Source organism: Acinetobacter sp. QJM3NY_42, from assembly GCF_056173745.1.
The window spans coordinates 810,917-827,853 of sequence record NZ_CM149689.1 but is presented as its reverse complement, the minus strand read 5'-3'; the positions used below and the strand labels follow the sequence as shown (position 1 = coordinate 827,853).

The window sequence follows — 16,937 nt, the reverse complement described above, 5'->3', positions numbered from 1 at the left end:
CATCCTTCCACTGACTTTTGAGGGACAACATGCAACGTTATCCTATGACTCCTGAAGGCAAAACTGCCTTAGAGAAAGAATTACACCAGCTTAAAACTGTAGAACGTCCACGTATTACAGCAGCGATTGCAGAAGCACGTGAACATGGTGACTTGAAAGAAAATGCAGAATACCACGCTGCACGTGAACAGCAAGGTTTCTGTGAAGGTCGTATTCAGGACATCGAAGGTAAACTGGGTGCAGCTCAGGTTATCGATATTAAAGATCTTGAGCAGAATGGCCGTGTAGTTTTCGGTGTAACAGTAACTATTGAAAATCTTGATACTGAAGAACAGAAAACTTATAAAATCGTTGGTGATGATGAAGCTGACTTTAAAATTAATAAAATTTCTGTGAACTCACCTATTGCACGCGGACTTTTAGGCAAAAGCGAAGGTGATGAAGCAAAAATTGTTACGCCTCAAGGTGAAGTAGAATATGAAATTGTGAGTGTTGAATATATTTAGTCAAACACGATACACATGAAGCCCCTTTCATCAGGGGCTTTTTATTGACAATATTATTTTCGCTCATCTCAAATTTTAAAATTTTTCAGATATAATCTGCTGCTCTTCAGTATTTAATTTTTTTTATGGATCAGCTGATCAACTCTCCGGTTAAACACTGGTGTGAGTTCGAATTCATCTCGAAGACAGTAAAGAATCCGAATATTCATATTAAAGGCAATTATAGCTATTACTCAGCCTATTGGGATCAAGGGTTTGAACGTTGTGTAGTGCGTTATCTTCATGATAAACCTGTTACCCCAGATAAACCGATTGATCAGCTTTATATTGGTAATTTTGTCTGCTTTGGTGCTGAAAGTGTCATTATGATGGGGGGTAATCAGCTACACCGTACAGAATGGATTTCAGTATTTCCCTTTGATACCCGTAGTTTTGTGCCAGCAGGAGATACAATTATTAGTGATGGTTGCTGGATTGGTAGTCGTGCCATGATTATGCAAGGTGTAAAGCTGGGAGAAGGCGCAGTAATAGCAACAGGTGCTGTAGTAACTAAAGATGTTCCACCTTATGCAGTTGTCGGTGGTGTACCTGCACGAATTATTAAATACCGTTTTTCTCAAGAAGACATCCAGAAGCTGCTTTACCTTAAGCTTTATGATATGGACGAAAAGCAGTTATTAAAAATACGCGGGCAACTACAGACAGATAATGTTTCATCTTTAATAGCATTTTTAAATGAATTTTAATCCGCATCTGATAGAGACTGTATATTAATTTTTATCTTGCTAATTTCCAGACAGAGAGAATTGGGGATCTTAAGTTGATTTGGAAATTCAGGGTAGCCACTGAAATTTTTTTAAGTTTATCTTTCCATTTATGACTGTTAGGCCCTCTTCAATTAATAAAACAGACTGTATATTTTGACCTTGTGTATTTAATTTACTTAGGCTAATTCCACCTTGGCTATTAATTACACGATGCCATGGAATATCAGTTCCTATAGGCAGATTTTTGAGTATATAGCCGACTAATCGTGCATGTTTTGGCAACCCGGCAAGACGCGCAACCTGCCCATAAGTTGCAACTTTACCACAAGGAATCAGACTAATAACTTCTAAAATCTGTCCATATAATTCATGTGCAGAAGAAATAATATCCTCCTTAAAATTTATAACTTTATAAAGTATAAGAAAACTCAAAATTCTAAATAGACTATCACTTAAGTTTAAAAAAATTTTAACTAAAGACAAAAAAGGACCCGAAGGTCCTTTTTTGTTACCTTATATATTTAGAAAATAATTTGGCCATTCTGTAACAGTTCATCCAATGTAATGGCACTTGGCTGATTGGTCAGCTGTAATAATGGAGTGGCAATAAAAGTAGTTCCGGTTCCATCCCGGTCGATGGACAAGGTTACAGTTGATGACGTTGAATTATAGTTTAGCTGGATATATTGTCCCAGATTATTAGCATTAACCTCGCCTCCTAGCAGATCTGACACATCAATCCGGTCAGCCTGGTTATCGGTACGAATATTACCTACATGGAAGTCTGTCCAGGTATCAGTACCATTACCGCCTCTTGCATTAGCAGCAACTAGCAAATCAAACACTACAGTATCAGCGCCTGGACCACCAGTAATGGTGTCGTTGCCTGCACCACCATTAATATAATCATTACCTGCCCCTGCATTTAAAGTATCATCACCATTACCACCTAGCAGGATATCATTTCCTGAACCGCCATTTAACGTATCATTTCCATCATAACCATAGAGGCGTTGAGATACAGTACTATTGCTATTACCCAAGATATTAGCATTAGCATTACCCTCAACAATCGGTGAAGCGCTTCCTGAAAGTAGTCCACCCAACAGATCTACGCTTGCAATCTCACCTCGGCTATATGAGGTAGATGAGCCTTGGCTATCTGTAGCAACTACATTCAGATTATTCAGTAAATTCAGATTTAAGAGGCCTCCTAGCAAACTACCCGATAATTTGACTGATGCCAAGAATTCATTAATTTCCTGATTATCAAGTACCTGCCCTTGTGCAGCTTCAATCGTAATACGCGCCGGACGGCTAGGAACTAATGGTAAAGCTAATTGACTGCTTTGCGTAGTAACATTATAACCAAATAGATTAGCTAACCCTGTTGAGAAGCTAAAATTCTCTCCACCCAGTGATACTGCAGAATTTAATGTAATTTCTACTCTTCTTAAATCGCCATTTGCATCTGCCGCTGCAAATAGTTGCTGATTCAAATCAATCAGACCTGCTACATCTGCGCCTACCACGCCCAGTAGAGCATTACTGTTAACAGCTGCAACAGGTGCAACCTGTCCAATAATATTCAAGTTAAAGTTAGCAGTTGTAATATTACCTGCCGTATCTGTTACTCTAGCCTGCCAAGTATGATTTACACCGGTCGCAGATGAAGACAGTGCTGGGGCAGGCGTATAACTCCAGTTACCACTAGCATCTACAGTAATTGGCGTAGTTATTGTTACACCGTCCTGAATAAGCGTAATGGTACTGTTCGGCGCTGCCCTGCCAAAGATTGTTGGCGTATTATCATCAGTAATTGCGCCAGAATAAATATTGCCTTGAACATTACCTGCATTATCGCCTGAACCTACGATTGTAACTACTGGCGGTGTAGTATCTACAGTAATATTACCTAAAGAAGAGGTATTCGTATGATTGGTAGTGTCTGTTACGGTAGCTGTTACATTATAAGTGCCATCTGCAAAACCAGCTGGAGGCGTAGCAATCCATCTACCAGTTGCGGTGTCGTACACAGCATTGACGTTCACTCCAGTACCGGAAGCAGATGTATACCTTACCACTACTGTGGTCACATCCGGATCTGCGGTCACCGCGATGCGACCATCTTGGGTGATCAGGTCAGTATTACTGTTACCCGTATCATTAACTAAAGTAACTCTAGGGGCTGTTGTAGAAGTATCTGCAATGTTAATAGTAAGTTTTGCTGTATCTACTGTATTTCCATCAGATAATGTATAAGTAAATACTTCAGAACCGCCTATAGACGCTGGATCTCCATAAGCTGTATAAGTATAGGCTCCTGACGAATTAATGGTAAGTACACCATATAGTCCTTCGACTGTAACATTGCTTCCATTTGATGGAATGACTACGATAGGTCCATCAGCAATTTGTACCTGAGTAATTACACCTCCCTGTGCATCATCTGTACCGCCATTACTGCTACCCGCACCTGTAATCACATTACCACCTGTTAAGGCTTCATTAGCAAAATCGGTTTCGGTAAGCTGGGTCGTAATATCAGTAGCTTGCAATAGTGTAAGTGTATTACTTAAAAGAGCATCTGCTAGTGAACTCAAGACTGTATTGAGTAGTCCGGTAGCACCAACATTATTCAAAATAGTGATTAATGGATTAATAATCTCATCAACTGGCAAACCATTCAATGTAGTTAAAACAGGAGATAACAGCGTAGTAACTGTTGGCCCCAAAACTGGACCTAATGCATTAGAAACTGTATTGAGTACCAGCGTCTGATTTTCAGGCCCTAAAATGACGCCTGAATTTCCAAGCTCTTGTAAAGATACTCCACCACTATTATCTGAATCTAGCAAGTCAGTTAATGTACTCTCGTCATTACGAACCACAACACGATATGTACCTGGTTGCAAGCCTCTGACTGTAGCAGTTAAAGTATTATCTCCTGTTACACCTAAGACATTTAAACCAAGAACATCCCCTACTAGCGAGTTTTGTGTTACTGCAGAATAGACAACATTACCATTTGCATCAACAACATCTAACCGGAAGGCATCTGCAACTGCGGCGAGTGCAGTTTGGCTTATTTCAATATTGAGTACACCAAATTGATCAGGTCCTACAATTACAGTCACACCATTGTCAGTGCCATTATCCGATTCTAATAAACCCAATACCTGAACATCTGTATCGGTCACTTCGGGATAGACTGTAGTGATCTGACTTACAATGTCCAGGTTTACGACATCATCTATGGCATTTGGTGGCGTCAAATCTATTCTTACTGGGGCTGTAGCAACGTTTCCGGCAATATCTGTAGAATTCACGCTAAGCAGCTGGTTATCCACTACAGAAACTGTCGGAATATTAAATGTATAAGTGCCGGTTGAACCTACTATCGTACTAACAGGATTGCCCAAATTATCTACAATTGCTACACCTGTATTTGTGGTTAAAGTAACAGTAGATCCTACCTCTGCTGTGCCACTCACAATGACAGTCGTCGGATCTGGATTGCCATTATCTGAATCTAAAGCAAAGCGCGCAGTAACCGTAGTAATAGTATCTATAGTAACGCCTACCGCATTGGTTATACTGCTGTTGCCATTAACATCAGTCACGACAGCTCTGTATTGATAGGTGTTATCTGCGACTCCAGTCTGTGCTGCTGTTGTTGCCACCCAGGTATTTCCGCCATCTGTAGAAATCTGGTAGACCACGGTAGAACCTGTTTCCTGACCCGTTAATGTCAAATTAAATGTATTGTCATTACTGATTCCATCAGAGAGGCTGATGCCTGTATCGGAGAAATCTGCCAGACTCAGGCTTCCAGGAATTGGTGCAATATTATCTATTGCGATTGCAGTACCGCTTGCAGTGTTGCCGTTGATATCGGTTGCGGTATCGGTGGCAGTGTTGCCATTAATATCGGTTGCGGTGGCGGTGTAGTTACCGGCAAGAGCCGGCGCGGCAATGCTGCCACTGATGCTGCCATTTGGCGCCACTGTGACCGGTACTACTGCTCCGTCCGGACCCTGTACGATCACACTGGCGCCTGGTTCGGTGGTACCGCTGAGGGTGGCACTGCCATCAGTATTGATCACCACATTCAGCTCTACGGCCGGTGGCGTGCTATCTGTTGCGGTCGCGGTATCGGTGGCAGTGTTGCCATTAATATCGGTTGCGGTAGCGGTGTAGCTACCGGCGAGAGCTGGCGCGGCAATGCTGCCACTGATGCTGCCATCTGGCGTCACTGTGACCGGCACTGCTGCTCCGTTCGGGCCCCGTACAGTTACACTGGCGCCCGGTTCGGTGGTACCGCTGAGGGTGGCACTGCCATCGGTATTAATGATTACTATAAATTCTAAACTTGGAGCTGTAATGTCTGCATCAACCGTCGCGCTGGCCGGGGCCGAGCTGTTGCCGGCCGCATCGCTGGCCACCACGCTGATCTGCTGGCCATCGCTCAGGTTGCCCGGGTTGGCCACGCTCCAGTTCCCCGCAGCATCTGCTACGGTGCTGGCCGTGGTGCCGTTCGGATAGGTCACCACGATCCGTGCACCCGCCTCTGCCGTGCCGCTGATCGGGTCAGTGGCATTGACGGCATCCAGCAGCGGTGCTGCCGGGGCGGTGGTATCAATGCGGATGCTGCCGGTCACTGCACTGCGGTTCCCCGCCGCATCGGTGGCTGTCACGGTTACGTTAATCAGACCTTCCGGCAGGACCGAGATGATGTTGTCGGCCAGGCTCCAGCTGCCGTCGCCATTGTTGATGGCCTAGTAGGTGCTGCCGTTAATGCTGACTTCAATCCGGGCCGTCGGGTCATTCACTGTGCCACTCAGGCCCGGGGTGGTGTCATTTGTTAACAATGTGTCTAATGTAGCTTGTGGGACAGTTTGGTCGCCTCCTGTAACCGGAGATTGCCCTGAACTGTTGCCAGCAGGATCTACTGCTTCAATTGTCCCCTGTTCTCCTTCATTTAACGGATTCGGCTCAATGCTCCACTTGCCGTCTTCTCCCACCTTAATTTCAGTCTGATTGCCTTGGCTATCTTTAACAATTACTGTACTGCCGGCTTCACCTGTACCACTTAAACCATCACCATTATTTTTAGTAATAATTGGTTTCTGTGGTGGTGTAATATCACTTCTTGTATCATCGGAAGAATCGCTAGTAGAGGTTACCGCTGCAGCCAATCCTCCTATTCCTACTGCCCCAACTAACCAGGGAACAAAAGCTTCACTCTCTGCTCCATATAAAAGTGGTGTGACTTCTTCTAAGTTTAAATAAGAAATTGGATCTAATATTGCACCACTGGCATCAGTAACTTGAGCCAGTAAAAGCTGATTCTGATTATTTTTAAAGACCAGACTATTATCAGTATCAGCGGCAAAATAATTTTCTATATAGATTTGCTCACCATTTTTCAAGGTGATAGTAAGGTTATTTCCACTACGATCAATAGATGCTACCTCCTCTGGAGCAACATCAATAACGACAACTACAGGCTCCCCTAATTTAAAACTATTACCTATATGCTCTACTTGCTGAGCTGTTTCTTTTGAAATTATAGAAATATCCGCCATTATATTCTTCCTTACATATTATTAGAGGAGCTAATTTCCTGAATTTTTTATTAAAAATTAGCTTTATTAGATTTTGCTTTGTAACTATTTTCTTCCTAGAAAATTTAATAAGCTTTATAAATAAATAGCATGAAACAAGTAAGTTTTTTATTAAGTTGAGTAAACAAGTCTGCTTTAAAGTTAAAATATATAAATCAAATACATATATTTTTTATTTTATTAAGTGATTGTTTTAAAGAGATAAAAAAAAGATATGTAAATAAGAAATATTTTCATGTTTTACATAAAAACAACACTGAAATACACGGTAACACTTAGAATAAATTTATTAAAAATAGTCAATCTAGTATCTTGATTTTTATTATTCTTAAAATAGTCTGCATATCAAATTGCCTTTAAAAATTATCAGGACTTTCCAGACGTTTGACTTCTTGTGCTTTTATCGGATGATGGACAGCCGCGATGCCATCATCAGTTTTCTGGTCCATTATTTCCTCGGGCTGATACACAGTAATGGTTTCATTACCATTCGCATCTTCTCCTACAATATATTTAAAACCTTTACGATTCATTTTGTGGCATAAACGTTGATACCATCCTTTAAAGCCTTGAGTCTCTTCATTTGGATTATAGTAAAAAGCATTCATAACGGCTGGTAGTCCTAAACCGCAAACCACACCTGAAAGCAATACACTAATGAAAGTATAGCCAATCAAAATACTGCTATATTCACGTAGTTGTGGAATATTAGCCACAGCTAATATGAGTGCCAGTGAAATACCACCCCGCACTCCTCCCCACGATAAAATGGTTAAGCTACCGTTATAACTCTTTTTGCGAAAAGATGGGAAAAAGGCGAAAGATAAGAAATTTGCGGCAAACCGTGAAATATGCAGGGCAAAAAATGCAAATATTCCTCCAAGGATCATGCTACTACTCAAGTCCAGAATGAACAGCTCCAATCCGATTAATGTAAACAGAAATGAATTAATAATGCCTTCTACAGTATGCCAAAAGTGATTTACTTCACGAATTTCACGATCATGCAGGATTTCTTTCCATTTATTCCCAACAATGAGACCACCAATAACACAAGCAATTGGTGCAGAAGCATGAGCAAAAAGGGCAACCAGGTAAGAACCGCAGGCCAGCAGCGCAGTTGTCAGGATCAGGGACTCCATTTCATGCTTGCCGCGCAATAAGCGTAAAATTCCTAAACCGAACCCCCAACCGATAATTACAGCCACTACAATTTCATAGAGAAAATTTTCTAATGTGCCCAATAAGGTAAAATGTTCGCCTTGTAATACATTGAGTAAAGTCATGAAGACGGCGATACACATTGCATCATTAAACAGTGACTCACCTTCGAGTTTCACAATCAAATGATGAGGTGCTCTAACCGAACTTAACACCCCTTTAACTCCGATTGGATCTGTTGCACCTAAAGCAGATCCCAATAACAGCAAGACTAAAATAGGGACCGGATTTCCAATTAATGCCTGAAAACCATAAAGGATGCCACCGAAAAATACAGCACAGATTACCAGTGCAATCGTGGCTAGAATTCCAATGGGTTTCCAGTGACTTCTTAAGTCAGAAATTTTGAATTTAAGCGCAGACGAGGTCAGGATAAAACAGATTACGCCATTAATAAGAAAGTCGTAGAAATCAATCCCGCGTACAGCTTCTTCAATATTATGAATATTAATGACTATAAACTGGTTACCATTAAGTAAGCTCGCACCCCACTGCAAAATAAATACAAAAACTGCCGAGACAATTGGCACACCAATCGCCTGAGGAAAGTCTAAAATACGTTTATTAAAAATTGTAGTTGCGATTGAAAGTGCAAAAATAACCGTTAAAGCTTGAAGAAGAAAAAAATTGCCCATGCGAATCCTTGAATATAACTGCTGGCTTTCTTAAAACGCATCCAATCAGTCACTTCTAGATGAATATCAGTTATAAAACTCTTAACTGGGAATTTTACTCCCATTTCTAGGGGTAGGTCATGGATAATTTTATTTCATTTTAAATAGACCTGGTTCTCGCATAAACAATTCGGCTTTTGCCGTTTCCAGATCATTTCAAACTATAATAATATTTCTCATAAATACTGGCTGTATATTTCTTTTCATGCATCAATCTTTAAAATTCATTTTTCGTCTTATCCTGGCTTTAATCATTTTTACTGTAACTCTGGCACTATTACTGACCTGTTACAGCAAATTCAACACACTGGCACAGGCGAATACATGGCTAGAGCACCGCCAACAGATTGAGCTGGTTTCAAGCAATCAACAGTCTTACCTGCTCCTGTCTAATAGCCAAAAGCCAGATCGAGCAATTTTTATTGTTTTAAAAGGCAAAGGATATATCAGTAAAATCAGTTGTGAGCATTATCAGCCTACGCTCTGTCTTTCTAGCTATGATAAAAGTCCGTATAGAGAGGTTCAAAAAGCAGTTCTACAAATTATTGGCCCTTATCAATATATTCAGTCTATAAACTATGTAGATACTCAGACTAACATGCCAGGCAACCTAACCTTAAAACAACAGCAAGTGGTTGATTTCTATCAACAGGATATGTCAGCCCTTAAATATTACTTGTTAGGAGTTTTTCTGTTTACGATCATTGCATTAATTTCAAGTATTCGTATCTTGAAAAATTTTCGCAGTTTTTTAACAAAATAGATTATTGAGTACAGTAATAACCTTATCTGTACTCAATAATTCTTTTAACTGCCTTAAACTGGCTGGTTAAAAGTATCGCACTGGTTAAGATCACCACTCTTCAAGCCGGTCTGGAACCACTGCATACGTTGTGCACTGGTTCCATGCGTAAAGCTATCAGGTACAACTTGTCCAGTTGCACTTTTTTGCAAATAGTCATCACCAATTTTATGGGCAGCATCCATTGCTTCCTGAACATCACCCTGCTCTAGAAACTGGGTACGCTGCTGGTTATGATGTGCCCACACTCCGGCCAAACAGTCTGCTTGAAGCTCTTGCCGGACTGAAAGCTGATTTCCTTGTACTTGACTAGCACGGCTGCGAGCCTGTTGCACTTGAGAAGAGATACCTAACAGGTTCTGTACATGGTGACCCACTTCGTGTGCAATTACATAAGCCTGAGCAAAGTCTCCGGCTTGGTCTTGTCGAGAGAGTTCTGTCTGGTTCTGCTCACCAGAAATTCCCATCTGCTGGCGCATATCTTTAAAGAAACTGGTATCTATATAAACTTTTTGGTCAGCTGGACAATAAAATGGCCCCATTGCCGCCTGTGCAGTACCACAACGTGAATTAACCACGCCACTGAACAGGACCAGTTTAGGAGGGGTATAATTTTGCCCCTGCTCCTGAAAAATTGCCTGCCAGGTGTCTTCGGTATCAGCAAGAACAGTCCCGACAAAATCTGCGGCTTCTTGCTGCTGGGGCGTTGGATTTTCCAGGCCGACGCTTTCTACCTGCTCTCCGGCGGTTACCTGTTTTGTTGCCTGATAAGCCTGCTGCGGATCTACACCAAAAAACTTCCAGGCGACAAAGGCAACAATCAGACCTAATATACTGATACCCCCTGCTTTTGCTCCGCCTCCACCCCGGCGATCTTCCAGATTAGTACTGACACGGCGACCTTTCCAACGCATAGTTTACCCCTTCCCTATTATTACGATGTCGCAAAAGCTGATAGCTTAAGCAGATTTCTGTTTAGATTTTGGCCAGATTTTTTTAACTCCACTGACTAAAAGCAGAACAATAAAACCCGCTACTATGCCGATTCCTAAATTTATTAAAGTTGGTGTAATTGCTCCTACGATATGCCCCAAAGTAGGAATCAGTTCAACATGATCAACAGTATCTTCAGTAAAATGATGTATTAAAGGAACAGCATGATTAATAATGCCTCCCCCGACCAGAAACATAGCAATGGTACCGACGATTGATAAAGTCTTCATCAAAATCGGGGCAAAGCTCAAAAGAGCCTGGCCAATACGCTGTTTAAAATTTGAAACCTGTTCAGTCAAATGCAGGCCCAAGTCATCAATTTTTACGATCATGGCTACCAGTCCATACACGCCTATAGTCATTACAATAGCGATAATACTTAGTACTGTAACTTTGGTCATAAAACTGGCTGCTGCAACTGTACCCAAGCTAATTACTACAATTTCAGCAGAAAGAATAAAATCTGTTCGAATTGCACCTTTGACTTTATCTTTTTCATAGGCATGCAAATCAATGTCATCCTGTTCGAGCTTGGCAATTGCTTCTTCAGGACTATGTGGCTTTTTACGCTGTAGTGAATGCAAGACTTTTTCTATACCTTCATAGCACAAGAATAAGCCACCAATCATTAACAATGGGCTAATTAACCATGGAGCAACTACACTGATAAGCAACGCTAAAGGTACTAGAATAACTTTATTCACAAATGAGCCTTTTGCTACGCTCCAGACCACTGGCAATTCCCGATCTGAACGGACGCCACTGACTTGCTGGGCATTTAAAGCCAAGTCATCACCTAGCACTCCTGCGGTTTTTTTTGCAGCCATTTTACTCATGACTGCGACATCATCCAGAATTGTGGCAATATCATCTAATAATAAAAGCAAGCTGCTCGCCATTTTATGTTCCCAGTCTTATCTTTATGTAGCTAGTTTAAATCGCTTTAATCAGAGAAAGTGTATAAGCTTTATATGTTTATCTATTAAATTTCTCACTTTTTACCAGCTGGAGTTTATTGTAAAGAGGCACTACCAGTATTTATGCCTTACAATAGACTTCATCAATTAATATATTTTGCTTAATTTACAAACGCTTTGGAATGCATCATGAGTGATCAAGATACCCGTCCAGTTATTTTGACTGGTGACCGCCCGACCGGACAGCTCCATCTAGGACATTTTGTAGGTTCACTACGTTCTCGTGTAGGCTTGCAAGACTCCCATCACCAGCACCTGTTACTCGCCGATGCTCAAGCTTTAACTGACAATGCCGATAATTTTGAAAAAGTACGTCGGAATATTCTGGAAGTCGCTACAGATTATTTAGCAGTGGGTATTGATCCGGAAAAAACCACCATCTGTGTGCAGTCTCAATTACCGGCACTCAATGAGCTGACCATGCTCTATTTGAACTTTGTGACGGTGTCGCGTTTGGAACGTAACCCAACGATCAAGTCTGAAATTCAGATGCGAGGTTTTGAGCGCGATATCCCGGCAGGTTTTCTATGTTATCCGGTCGCACAGGCTGCCGATATTACGGCATTCAAAGCTACTGTTGTGCCGGTAGGAGAAGACCAGATTCCAATGATTGAACAAACGAATGAAATTGTTCGTCGTCTTAACCGTCAGATTGGCCGCGAGCTTTTGCCTGAATGTAAAGCCTTACTTTCTAACATGAGCCGTTTACCGGGATTTGATGGCAAGGCCAAAATGTCTAAATCTCTGGGTAATACCATTGTTCTGGATGCTTCAGATAAGGATATTAAAAAGGCAGTTAATGCCATGTATACTGATCCTAATCATTTGCGTATTGAAGACCCGGGTCAGGTAGAAGGTAATGTGGTTTTTACCTATCTTGATGCTTTCGATACCAATAAAGAAGAATTAGAAGAATTAAAAGCCCATTATCGTCGTGGTGGTCTAGGTGATGGCACTGTGAAGAAGCGTCTAGAAGGTATTTTAAAAGAGCTGATCGGTCCAATTCGTGAACGTCGTGCAGAATTGCAAAAAGATCCGGACTATATTATGGATGTTTTACGTCAAGGCACTCAAAAATGTCAGGTTATTACCCAGCAAACTCTAGATGAAATTAAAAGCGGTCTAGGAATGTTCCACTTTTAAAATTGTAGTATTAATACAGGCCCTGCTTTAAGGGCCTTTTTAATTGGAATATTAATTTCTTAAAATTCAACTGCATAAAATATCATAGTTCAAAAAATTACAATATAACCCATAGTTTAACGTGATTTAACACTTGTTAACGTGAATACCAAGGAAGTTACTCAGGTATTCAAATATTATACTTTCATGATTTAGAAAGCTTCTAAATTCATGACATTTCTCCTTAACCGAAGCTGTGTATACAGATTCGTTGTTCTGCGCAATGATCACCCCAATCATTGCGTATTTTTTTGTCTATAAAAAATATGATATATCAAAATCTACAAGTTATAGACTTAAATTAAAGTAAATTACTCATCTAGTCCACTTAAAGTAGTTTGCTTCAAAGTGAACAACTATAGAGTCAAGTAAGCTTAAGTTAAACCTACAATCCTAATAGCGTTGAAGAAGAATTTATTCTCTCCATCATTCTCATAATAAAAAAGCCCCTTTTGGAGCTTTTTTGCTGTCTACTTAAGCCAGGCCTTTATCTTTCAACACCTGTAACATAGTAGAACCTAGTTCTGCCGGACTCCGTGTATATGCCATACCCGCTTTTTCAAAAGCAGCAAATTTTTCTTCTGCTGTTCCTTTACCACCAGAAATGATTGCACCTGCATGGCCCATACGTTTGCCCTTTGGAGCTGTTACACCGGCAATATAACCCACAACTGGCTTGGTCACATTTGATTGAATATATTCAGCAGCTTCTTCTTCGGCTGTCCCACCAATTTCACCAATCATAATAATCGCATCAGTCTCGGGGTCATCCTGAAACAATTTAAGCGCATCAATCTGGTTCATTCCTGGAATTGGATCTCCGCCAATACCAATACAGGTAGATTGGCCTAATCCCAGACGGGTAGTTTGTGATACCGCTTCATAAGTTAGCGTACCAGAACGGGAAATAATTCCAATACGGCCTGGCTGATGAATATGCCCCGGCATAATTCCAATTTTGCATTCACCCGGTGTAATGATGCCTGGACAGTTTGGTCCAATCAGACGCGTACCGTTACCATTGGTTTCCAGATAACGCTTGGCTTTAAGCATATCAAGAGTAGGTACACCCTCGGTAATGACTACAATAAGTCCAATCCCTGCATCTACTGCTTCTACAATAGAATCTAGTACAAATGGTGCAGGCACATAAATCACAGACGCATCTGCCTGTGTTTCCTGTACCGCCTCGCGCATGGTATTAAATACAGGAAGATTTAAATGACTCTGGCCACCTTTACCTGGCGTTACACCACCGACTACTTTTGTACCGTATGCAATAGCCTGTTCTGAATGAAAAGTTCCGTTTTTACCCGTAAAACCCTGTACCAATACTTTGGTGTCTTTATTTACTAATACGCTCATGATTGATACTCCTTATGCTTTTACTGCTGCAACAACTTTTTCTGCAGCATCAGCTAGACCCTGAGCAGAAATAAGTGTTAGGCCGGATTCATCCAGTAACTTGGCGCCAAGCTCGGCATTGTTACCTTCAAGTCGTACGACTACAGGAATAGTTACGTTCACTTCCTGAACCGCAGCAATAATTGCTTCTGCAATCATGTCACAGCGTACAATACCACCAAAAATATTGATTAATACTGCCTGAACAGAGCTGTCAGCAAGGATAATTTTAAATGCTTCAATCACCCGCTCTTTCGTTGCACCACCACCTACATCTAGAAAGTTGGCTGGTTGTCCACCATATAATTTGATGATGTCCATGGTTGCCATAGCAAGACCGGCACCATTTACCATACAGCCGATATTGCCTTCCAAGGCTACATAGTTCAGGTCAAATTCAGAAGCTTTAAGCTCGCGTTCATTTTCCTGAGACTTATCACGTAGCGCAGAGACCTCTGGTAAGCGATACAGTGCATTGGAATCAATGCCCACTTTGGCATCTACACAAAGAATGTCACCATTTTCACGCACAGACAGCGGGTTAATTTCAAACAGGGCAAAATCATTTTCTACAAAAGCATGGTAAGCCCCTGTCATCAGCTTAACAAACTGATTAATCTGGCCATCTTTCAAACCCAGTGCAAAGGCTACCTCCCGTGCCTGAAATGGTTGCAGGCCGACCAGAGGGTCTACTGTAACTTTAATAATTTTTTCAGGTGTTTCTTCTGCAACTTTTTCAATTTCAACACCACCTTCGGTGGATGCCATAAAGGTAATGCGACGAGTAGAGCGGTCAACCACAGCACCCAAGTATAATTCACGCTCCACAGGATAAACGTCTTCACAGACCAGTACGCTATTGACTGGCTGGCCATTGGCATCTGTCTGGTAGGTGACTAGGCGTGTACCAATAATACGACTGGTATAATCTGCGGCTTCTTCTTTTGACTTAACAACCTGTACACCACCGGCCTTACCACGGCCACCTGCATGCACCTGGGCCTTAATGACTGCAAACTTTCCACCAAGCTGTTCAAAGGCAGCAACAGCTTCATCAGCATTGGTTGCTAAAATACCTTCCTGAACAGGCATACCATATTTTTTTAATAGCGCTTTGGCTTGATACTCATGTAAATTCATTTACTTACCTTTTACTAGTTCTACTTTCTTATCCATACTTCTATGTACCCTTCCATCACGGTACACATTAGCAATTATTTAATCTTGTCTTTATATTTAGAGGGTTGTTCCAATCATTGCAACCCATGAAGCAAAAAAGAGCGGCTCTTGAACCGCTCTTTCTTTAATCTTATTTACGTTTACGCTGAATTGCGTGAATTGCACGTCCATCGACTGCAAGAGCTGCTTCATGCACAACTTCAGAGAAAGTTGGATGACCAAAAGTCATTAACTGCAAGTCTTCAACACTTGATACAAATTCAAGGGCAATCATACCCTGATGAACGATGTCAGAGGCAGCCGGACCTACTACGTGCATACCCAGTAGACGGTCAGTTTTAGCATCAGCAACAAATTTTACAAAACCTGCGCCTTCACCTGCAGCAAGTGCACGACCATTCACAGCAAACGGGAATTGGCCAGTTTTAACGTCGTGGCCTTTTTCTTTTGCCTGCTCTTCAGTTAAACCGACCCATGCTGCTTCCGGATGGGTATAGATTACACTGATGATAGTGTCATAATTTACTTGCGCAGCGTGGCCATGGATACGCTCAACAGCCATTACGCCTTCTTCCATTGCCTTATGTGCAAGCATTGGACCACGAACCAAATCACCAATCGCATAAACACCTTCAACAGAAGTTGCGCAATGATCATTTACTTCTACCAGACCACGTTCTGTCAGTTTTATACCTGAGTCTTCAGCTAACAGACCTTCTGCATAAGCTTTACGGCCTACACACACAATCAGCTTATCAAAAGTCTGTTCTTTTTCTTCACCGCCTTGGCTGTATTTAACAGTTACTTCCCGACCATTGATCTCAGTACCAGAAACTTTCGCACCAATACGGATGTCCAAACCCTGCTTAGTCAGGATTTTCTGGAATTCTTTAGCCAGTGCTTTATCGGCCATTGGTAAGAATGCATCCATAGCTTCAAATACAACAACTTCTGAACCCAGACGACGCCATACTGAACCTAGCTCAAGACCAATTACACCTGCACCGATTACCCCTAAACGCTGAGGAACTTCAGGGAATTCAAGTGCACCGGTAGAATCTACAATCAGATCTTGATCTACAGGAGCAACAGGAATATTTACTGGTACAGAACCAGATGCCAGAATTACATATTTAGGTTCTAGAACCTGAGTCTCACCTTCAAATGGTACAAACTCAACTTTTTTACCTGCCAGCAGTTTACCTGTACCTTGCAACCACTCAATCGCATTACCTTTAAGTAGCTGAGCTACACCACCGGTCAGTTGCTCTACCACTTTGTCTTTACGAGCAAGCATCTTTTCAAGGTCAAATTTCACTTCAGCTGTTGTAATACCATGATCACCCAAATGATGAACGGTATCTTCATAACGATGAGAAGAGTCAAGCAATGCTTTAGATGGGATACAGCCAACGTTTAGACAGGTCCCACCCAAGGATGGTTTACCTTTATGAATACGTTTTTCAATACAAGCAACTTTGAAGCCCAGCTGTGCAGCACGAATTGCTGCTTCATAACCGCCTGGGCCACCACCGATCACAACAAGATCAAACTGTTGAGACATATTTATCTCCAAGTACCAGGATAAAGGGAGACTTTATCCTG

The 16,937-nt window shown here is 41.6% G+C and carries 13 protein-coding genes; 4 read left to right on the top strand and 9 right to left on the bottom strand.

The window, feature by feature from the left end; all coding sequences use genetic code 11:
- Positions 1-29 precede the first annotated feature (29 nt).
- Positions 30-506 carry a transcription elongation factor GreA gene (gene greA / locus AC0VYT_RS03880; protein ID WP_005015697.1) on the top strand — a complete coding sequence of 159 codons (477 nt, stop codon included), beginning with the start codon at positions 30-32 and terminating at the stop codon, positions 504-506.
- Positions 507-631: 125 nt separating this feature from the next.
- The gene (locus tag AC0VYT_RS03875) at positions 632-1,252 is read left to right on the top strand and encodes a CatB-related O-acetyltransferase (protein WP_005015699.1); all 621 of its coding nucleotides are present in this window, start codon (positions 632-634) and stop codon (positions 1,250-1,252) included.
- 87 nt (positions 1,253-1,339) lie between these two features.
- Here the strand turns inward: AC0VYT_RS03875 and AC0VYT_RS03870 are convergent, their stop codons facing one another.
- From AC0VYT_RS03870 to AC0VYT_RS03855, 4 genes are all read right to left on the bottom strand, one after another.
- Positions 1,340-1,705 carry an MGMT family protein gene (locus AC0VYT_RS03870; RefSeq protein ID WP_005404291.1) on the bottom strand — a complete coding sequence of 122 codons (366 nt, stop codon included), beginning with the start codon at positions 1,703-1,705 and terminating at the stop codon, positions 1,340-1,342.
- A gap of 89 nt (positions 1,706-1,794) precedes the next feature.
- Complete coding sequence (locus AC0VYT_RS03865; RefSeq protein WP_005015703.1) at positions 1,795-5,970, bottom strand: beta strand repeat-containing protein; 4,176 nt, start codon at positions 5,968-5,970, stop codon at positions 1,795-1,797.
- A gap of 81 nt (positions 5,971-6,051) precedes the next feature.
- A complete protein-coding gene (locus AC0VYT_RS03860) occupies positions 6,052-6,861 on the bottom strand; it encodes a BapA/Bap/LapF family prefix-like domain-containing protein (protein ID WP_005015705.1) in 810 nt (269 codons plus the stop codon).
- A 395-nt stretch (positions 6,862-7,256) separates the two neighbouring features.
- Positions 7,257-8,756 carry a cation:proton antiporter gene (locus tag AC0VYT_RS03855; protein ID WP_005015707.1) on the bottom strand — a complete coding sequence of 500 codons (1,500 nt, stop codon included), beginning with the start codon at positions 8,754-8,756 and terminating at the stop codon, positions 7,257-7,259.
- A gap of 244 nt (positions 8,757-9,000) precedes the next feature.
- Here AC0VYT_RS03855 and AC0VYT_RS03850 point away from each other — a divergent pair, with 244 nt between their 5' ends.
- Positions 9,001-9,558, top strand: coding sequence for a hypothetical protein (locus AC0VYT_RS03850; RefSeq protein ID WP_005015718.1), 558 nt, complete (start codon positions 9,001-9,003; stop codon positions 9,556-9,558).
- Between the two features lie 53 nt (positions 9,559-9,611).
- On the opposite strand, the gene ypfJ is transcribed toward AC0VYT_RS03850, so the two are convergent.
- Positions 9,612-10,511: a KPN_02809 family neutral zinc metallopeptidase gene (gene ypfJ, locus AC0VYT_RS03845; protein ID WP_005015720.1), complete on the bottom strand. Its 900-nt coding sequence runs from the start codon at positions 10,509-10,511 to the stop codon at positions 9,612-9,614.
- A gap of 45 nt (positions 10,512-10,556) precedes the next feature.
- Positions 10,557-11,489, bottom strand: coding sequence for a DUF808 domain-containing protein (locus AC0VYT_RS03840; RefSeq protein ID WP_005015724.1), 933 nt, complete (start codon positions 11,487-11,489; stop codon positions 10,557-10,559).
- A 207-nt stretch (positions 11,490-11,696) separates the two neighbouring features.
- Between AC0VYT_RS03840 and trpS the strand changes: the two genes are divergently transcribed.
- Positions 11,697-12,710, top strand: a complete 1,014-nt coding sequence (trpS, locus tag AC0VYT_RS03835) for a tryptophan--tRNA ligase (RefSeq protein ID WP_005015726.1) — start codon at positions 11,697-11,699, stop codon at positions 12,708-12,710.
- 513 nt (positions 12,711-13,223) lie between these two features.
- Here trpS and sucD read toward each other — a convergent pair.
- From sucD to lpdA, 3 genes are all read right to left on the bottom strand, one after another.
- Positions 13,224-14,114 (bottom strand): succinate--CoA ligase subunit alpha, encoded by an 891-nt coding sequence (gene sucD / locus AC0VYT_RS03830; RefSeq protein WP_005015727.1) that lies wholly within the window; start codon positions 14,112-14,114, stop codon positions 13,224-13,226.
- Between the two features lie 12 nt (positions 14,115-14,126).
- A complete protein-coding gene (sucC, locus tag AC0VYT_RS03825) occupies positions 14,127-15,293 on the bottom strand; it encodes an ADP-forming succinate--CoA ligase subunit beta (RefSeq protein WP_005015729.1) in 1,167 nt (388 codons plus the stop codon).
- A gap of 169 nt (positions 15,294-15,462) precedes the next feature.
- Positions 15,463-16,896 (bottom strand): dihydrolipoyl dehydrogenase, encoded by a 1,434-nt coding sequence (gene lpdA / locus AC0VYT_RS03820; protein ID WP_005015732.1) that lies wholly within the window; start codon positions 16,894-16,896, stop codon positions 15,463-15,465.
- Positions 16,897-16,937 lie beyond the last annotated feature (41 nt).

Bases quoted from the DNA above. Each gene is read 5' to 3' on its own strand.
- AC0VYT_RS03850 (WP_005015718.1), top strand. From the start codon at position 9,001: ATGCATCAATCTTTAAAATTCATTTTTCGTCTTATCCTGGCTTTAATC.
- AC0VYT_RS03855 (WP_005015707.1), bottom strand. From the start codon at position 8,756: ATGGGCAATTTTTTTCTTCTTCAAGCTTTAACGGTTATTTTTGCACTT.
- sucD (WP_005015727.1), bottom strand. From the start codon at position 14,114: ATGAGCGTATTAGTAAATAAAGACACCAAAGTATTGGTACAGGGTTTT.
- greA (WP_005015697.1), top strand. From the start codon at position 30: ATGCAACGTTATCCTATGACTCCTGAAGGCAAAACTGCCTTAGAGAAA.
- ypfJ (WP_005015720.1), bottom strand. From the start codon at position 10,511: ATGCGTTGGAAAGGTCGCCGTGTCAGTACTAATCTGGAAGATCGCCGG.
- sucC (WP_005015729.1), bottom strand. From the start codon at position 15,293: ATGAATTTACATGAGTATCAAGCCAAAGCGCTATTAAAAAAATATGGT.
- AC0VYT_RS03860 (WP_005015705.1), bottom strand. From the start codon at position 6,861: ATGGCGGATATTTCTATAATTTCAAAAGAAACAGCTCAGCAAGTAGAG.
- AC0VYT_RS03875 (WP_005015699.1), top strand. From the start codon at position 632: ATGGATCAGCTGATCAACTCTCCGGTTAAACACTGGTGTGAGTTCGAA.
- trpS (WP_005015726.1), top strand. From the start codon at position 11,697: ATGAGTGATCAAGATACCCGTCCAGTTATTTTGACTGGTGACCGCCCG.
- lpdA (WP_005015732.1), bottom strand. From the start codon at position 16,896: ATGTCTCAACAGTTTGATCTTGTTGTGATCGGTGGTGGCCCAGGCGGT.
- AC0VYT_RS03840 (WP_005015724.1), bottom strand. From the start codon at position 11,489: ATGGCGAGCAGCTTGCTTTTATTATTAGATGATATTGCCACAATTCTG.